The following is a 4628-nucleotide window of genomic DNA, read 5'->3' as shown; positions in this document are numbered from 1 at the left end:
GGCGACGGCGAAGGCGGCGGTGTAGGCGCGCGGCCGGGCTGTCGGCGGCGGGCCATAGACTCGGAGGGCCATGAGTAGCCTCTTTGACGACCTCCCGCTGCCCGGCTTCGAGCCCCTGGTCCCGAAGCCCGCCGCCGCCGCGCCCGTGGACCGTGCCGCCTTCGCGGAGTTCGCCGACTTCGCCCAGGAGCCTCCACCGGAGGAGTACGACGGGCACGGCGGCGACCCCGACGCGGGGTACGAGGAGGAGATCCCGCACGATCTCTTCCAGACCGACCACGCGGCCGCCGCCGCCCGGGACGCCTACCACCGCAACGGCGCCCACCGCACCGTGGTCGATCCGGCCCAGCTGCTGGAGGGCATGAACGACCCGCAGCGCGAGGCGGTCCTGCATGCCGGCTCGCCGCTGCTCATCGTGGCCGGCGCCGGTTCCGGCAAGACCCGGGTGCTGACCCACCGGATCGCCTACCTGCTGGGCGCGCGGGGGGTGCAGCCGGGCGAGATCCTGGCGATCACCTTCACCAACAAGGCGGCCGGCGAGATGCGCGAGCGCGTCGAGCAGCTGGTCGGCCCGCGCGCCCGCTCGATGTGGGTCTCCACCTTCCACAGCGCCTGCGTGCGGATCCTGCGCCGCGAGAGCAAGCGGCTCGGCTTCACCTCCAGCTTCTCGATCTACGACTCGGCCGACTCGCAGCGGCTGATGGGCCTGGTCTGCCGGGACCTGGACCTGGACCCCAAGCAGTTCCCGCCCAAGTCGTTCACCGCCAAGGTCTCCAACCTCAAGAACGAGCTGATCGACGAGGAGACCTACGCGGCCCAGGCGGCCAACCCGATGGAGCGCAAGCTCGCCGAGGCGTACGCGCTCTACCAGCGCCGGCTGCGCGAGGCCAACGCGCTGGACTTCGACGACATCATCATGACCACCGTCAACCTGCTGCAGGCCTTCCCGGACGCGGCCGAGCACTACCGGCGCCGGTTCCGGCACATCCTGGTCGACGAGTACCAGGACACCAACCACGCCCAGTACACCCTGGTGCGCGAGCTGACCGGCGGCGCGGCGGGCTCGGCGCCCAGGCGCACGGTGGACGGCGACCTGGTCAACCCGGCGGCCGGCGCGCGCGCCGACCTGCCGGCCGCCGAGCTCTGCGTGGTGGGTGACGCGGACCAGTCGATCTACGCCTTCCGCGGCGCGACGATCCGCAACATCCTGCAGTTCGAGGAGGACTACCCCAGCGCCACCACGATCCTGCTGGAGCAGAACTACCGCTCCACCCAGACCATCCTCAGCGCCGCCAACGCGGTGATCGAGCGCAACACCAGCCGCCGCGAGAAGAAGCTCTGGACGGCCGGCGAGCACGGCGAGAAGGTGGTCGGCTACGTCGCCGACGACGAGCACGGCGAGGCCCAGTTCATCGCCGAGGAGATCGACCGCCTCACCGACGCGGGCGACGCCCGGCCCGGCGACGTGGCGATCTTCTACCGGACCAACGCGCAGTCCCGGGTCTTCGAGGAGGTGTTCATCCGGGTCGGCCTGCCCTACAAGGTGGTCGGCGGGGTGCGCTTCTACGAGCGCCGCGAGGTCCGCGACGTGCTGGCCTACCTGCGGGTGCTCTCCAACCCGGAGGACACCGTGCCGCTGCGCCGGATCCTCAACGTGCCCAAGCGCGGCATCGGCGACCGCGCGGAGGCGATGATCGAGGCGCTCGCCTCCCGCGAGCGGATCTCCTTCGCCCAGGCGCTGCTGCGGGTGGACGAGGCCTACGGGATGGCGGCGCGCTCGGCCAACGCGGTGAAGAAGTTCAACGCGCTGCTGGCCGGCCTGCGCGGGGTGGTGGAGTCCGGCGCGGGCCCCGCCGCCGTGCTGGAGGCCGTCCTGGAGGAGACCGGCTACCTGGCCGAGCTGCAGTCCTCCACCGACCCGCAGGACGAGACCCGGGTGGAGAATCTCCAGGAGCTCGCCTCGGTGGCGCTGGAGTACGAGCAGGACCCCGGGGAGCGCCCGGACGCGGGCGAGGAGGGCGCGCCGCCGGTCGGCACGCTGGCCGACTTCCTGGAGCGGGTCGCGCTGGTCGCCGACTCGGACCAGATCCCGGACGACGAGGACGGCGCCGGGGTCATCACCATGATGACGCTGCACACCGCCAAGGGCCTGGAGTTCCCGGTGGTCTTCCTGACCGGCATGGAGGACGGGATCTTCCCGCACATGCGCGCACTCAGCCAGGTCAAGGAGCTGGAGGAGGAGCGCAGGCTCGCCTACGTCGGCCTGACCCGGGCGCGCCGGCGGCTCTACCTGACCCGCTCGGTGCTGCGCAGCGCCTGGGGCCAGCCCTCGTACAACCCGGCCTCGCGCTTCCTGGAGGAGATCCCGGTCGAGCTGGTCGAGTGGAAGCGCACCGGTGCGGCCGCGGTGCCGCCCTCGCGCGGCCTGTCGGCGGGCGGTTCGCGCGGCTCCTCGGGCACCTCGCGCACCTCGTCGGCGGCGGGCGCGCCGAAGGCCGGCTGGGGCTCCTCGGTCCGCAAGGTGACCGAGCGCGAGGTGGTGGCGCTGGCCGTCGGCGACCGGGTCAGCCACGACACCTTCGGCCTGGGCACGGTGGCCGGCACCGAGGGCGTGGGGGACAAGGCGAAGGCGACCATCGACTTCGGCTCCTCGGGCCGCAAGGTGCTGCTGCTGCGGTACGCGCCGGTCGAGAAGCTCTGAGCCGGCCCGCGACCAGGGGCGGGGGCTGTGATTTTCCCCTCCCTTTGGCCGCCGACCGGTGGCACCGCGGGATGGGGCGCTAACCTCCCCTCAGGTCTGTTATTGCTGGTTAACGTGGAGGCAGTGATGGGTGTGTCAGGCCCGATCCGGGTCGTGGTCGCCAAGCCGGGGCTCGACGGCCACGACCGCGGCGCCAAGGTGATCGCGCGCGCCCTGCGCGACGCCGGCATGGAGGTGATCTACACCGGCCTGCACCAGACGCCCGAGCAGATCGTCGACACCGCGATCCAGGAGGACGCCGACGGGATCGGCCTGTCGATCCTGTCCGGCGCGCACATGACGCTCTGCGCCAAGGTGATCGAGCTCCTCAAGGAGCGCGAGGCGGCGGACATCAAGGTGTTCTGCGGCGGCATCGTGCCGCCCGAGGACATCATCGAGCTGAAGGCCATGGGTGTGGCCGACATCTTCACCCCGGGGACGCCGACCCGGGACGTGGTGGCCTGGGTCGAGGCCAACCTGCGCGCCGCGGGCTGACGCCGAGTCGGCCGTCACCGAGGGGCCGGACCGGCTGTGCGCCGGTCCGGCCCCGCCCCCTCGGTGTGTTCCGGGACGGGTGCCACGACCTGGTCCTAGGGCCCCTCGTGCGCCGGCGCCGGGCCGGTCGTGCCGGCTCCGCCGTCCAGCTCGGCCAGCATCGCGGCCCGGAACCGCAGGGTGCCCGCGAGCCGCCCGAAGGTCTCCGCCCAGGCGGTGTCCGGCGCGGCGTCGGCCGCCAGCGCCTCGACCGCGGGCGCGGTCGCGGGGGCCAGCGAGCGCTCGGTCAGACCCAGCACCCCGCTGTGGCTCCACGGGTACGCGCCCGCACCGGCCGCCCGCTCCAGCGCGGCCACCACCGCGGTGCTCAGCGGTGGCGTCCACGGCGTGGCGCAGGCGCCCAGCAACTGGAAGGCGTCGCCCAGGCCGTGGCTGCCCAGGAAGGCGGCCGTCCAGCCGGCCCGCTCGCGCGCGGCCAGCACGGCCAGCAGCGGGGCGGGCGCGCCGCTGCCGGCCCGGCCGGCCCTGCGCCGCGGCGGACCGAGCAGCACCCGGGCCCAGGTGGCGTCACGCTGGCGCTCCTCGGCCCGGGCCCGGGCCTCGCGGACCTCCTCGCGCCAGTCGGCGCCGCGGTCCACGGCGTCGACGACCGGCAGCTCCAGCAACTGGGCCGGGGTGAGACCGAACGCCTCGGTCCAGCAGTGCAGCGGCGCCGCCGCCAGCACCTCGCCCAGCCACCAGGCGCGCTCGCCCCGCCCGGTCGGCGACTTGGGCGCTATCCCGTCCCGCTGCATCGCGGCGTCACAGGCCGCCGGCGGGGTCACCAGCAGCCGGCCGTCCGCGTACCGCACGGCGGCCAGCGCCCGCACCGCCATCCGGGCGCCGAGCGCCGAGCCGGGCAGGGTGGAGAGCAACTCGGCGGCGGTGCCGCGGACGTTCTTGCTGCGGTCGCCCAGCGCGGCTTCCAGGAACGGCTCGTCGCCCGGCCCGAGGCCCTCCTGGAGGGCGTCCAGGAAGAGCAGCCGGTCCTCGGCGCGCTCGGTGGTCCAGGTGCCGGCGAGCTGCGCCAGCGCGGCGGCCGGATCCCGGCGGCGCAGCCGGGTCAGATGGGTGACCCGCTCGGCGAAGAGGCCCTCCTGCCAGATCCGCTCCCCGTCGGTGGCGAGCTCGCCGTCGGCGGTGCGCAGCACGTAGCGCCACTGCGGGTTGCGCTCGGCCAGCCAGCGGCCCAGCGGGCCGCCCAGCGCCACCGCGTCCGGGCGCAGCTCGCTGCGGGCCCGGGCGGCGTCCAGCAGCGCCGGGACCGCCGCGGGCGGCGGGCGGTGCCCGCGGGCGCGGGCCTCGGCGAGCCACTGCGGCAGCAGCTCGGCGAGGTTGGCGAGGGTGCCCCCGG

3 protein-coding genes are annotated in these 4628 nt (G+C 74.4%); 2 read left to right on the top strand and 1 reads right to left on the bottom strand.

The window, feature by feature from the left end; all coding sequences use genetic code 11:
* Positions 1 to 70: 70 nt before the first annotated feature.
* Together pcrA and icmB are read left to right on the top strand one after the other, a co-directional pair.
* Positions 71 to 2701 (top strand): DNA helicase PcrA, encoded by a 2631-nt coding sequence (gene pcrA / locus ABD323_RS39555; RefSeq protein WP_344446949.1) that lies wholly within the window; start codon positions 71 to 73, stop codon positions 2699 to 2701.
* A gap of 126 nt (positions 2702 to 2827) precedes the next feature.
* Positions 2828 to 3235 carry a coenzyme B12-dependent isobutyryl CoA mutase small subunit gene (gene icmB / locus ABD323_RS39550; RefSeq protein ID WP_344446948.1) on the top strand — a complete coding sequence of 136 codons (408 nt, stop codon included), beginning with the start codon at positions 2828 to 2830 and terminating at the stop codon, positions 3233 to 3235.
* Between the two features lie 95 nt (positions 3236 to 3330).
* On the opposite strand, the gene ABD323_RS39545 is transcribed toward icmB, so the two are convergent.
* Positions 3331 to 4628, bottom strand: a 1298-nt coding sequence (locus ABD323_RS39545) for a DUF5691 domain-containing protein (protein WP_344446947.1), incomplete at its 5' end; no start/stop codon positions are given.

It is taken from the genome of Kitasatospora nipponensis (assembly GCF_039528135.1).
GTDB lineage: Bacteria > Actinomycetota > Actinomycetes > Streptomycetales > Streptomycetaceae > Kitasatospora > Kitasatospora nipponensis.
This window is presented reverse-complemented; position numbering and strand designations above follow the sequence as displayed.

What these genes read in the sequence shown, in the direction of transcription:
- pcrA (WP_344446949.1), top strand. Translation starts at nt 71, where the DNA reads ATGAGTAGCCTCTTTGACGACCTCCCGCTGCCCGGCTTCGAGCCCCTG.
- icmB (WP_344446948.1), top strand. Translation starts at nt 2,828, where the DNA reads ATGGGTGTGTCAGGCCCGATCCGGGTCGTGGTCGCCAAGCCGGGGCTC.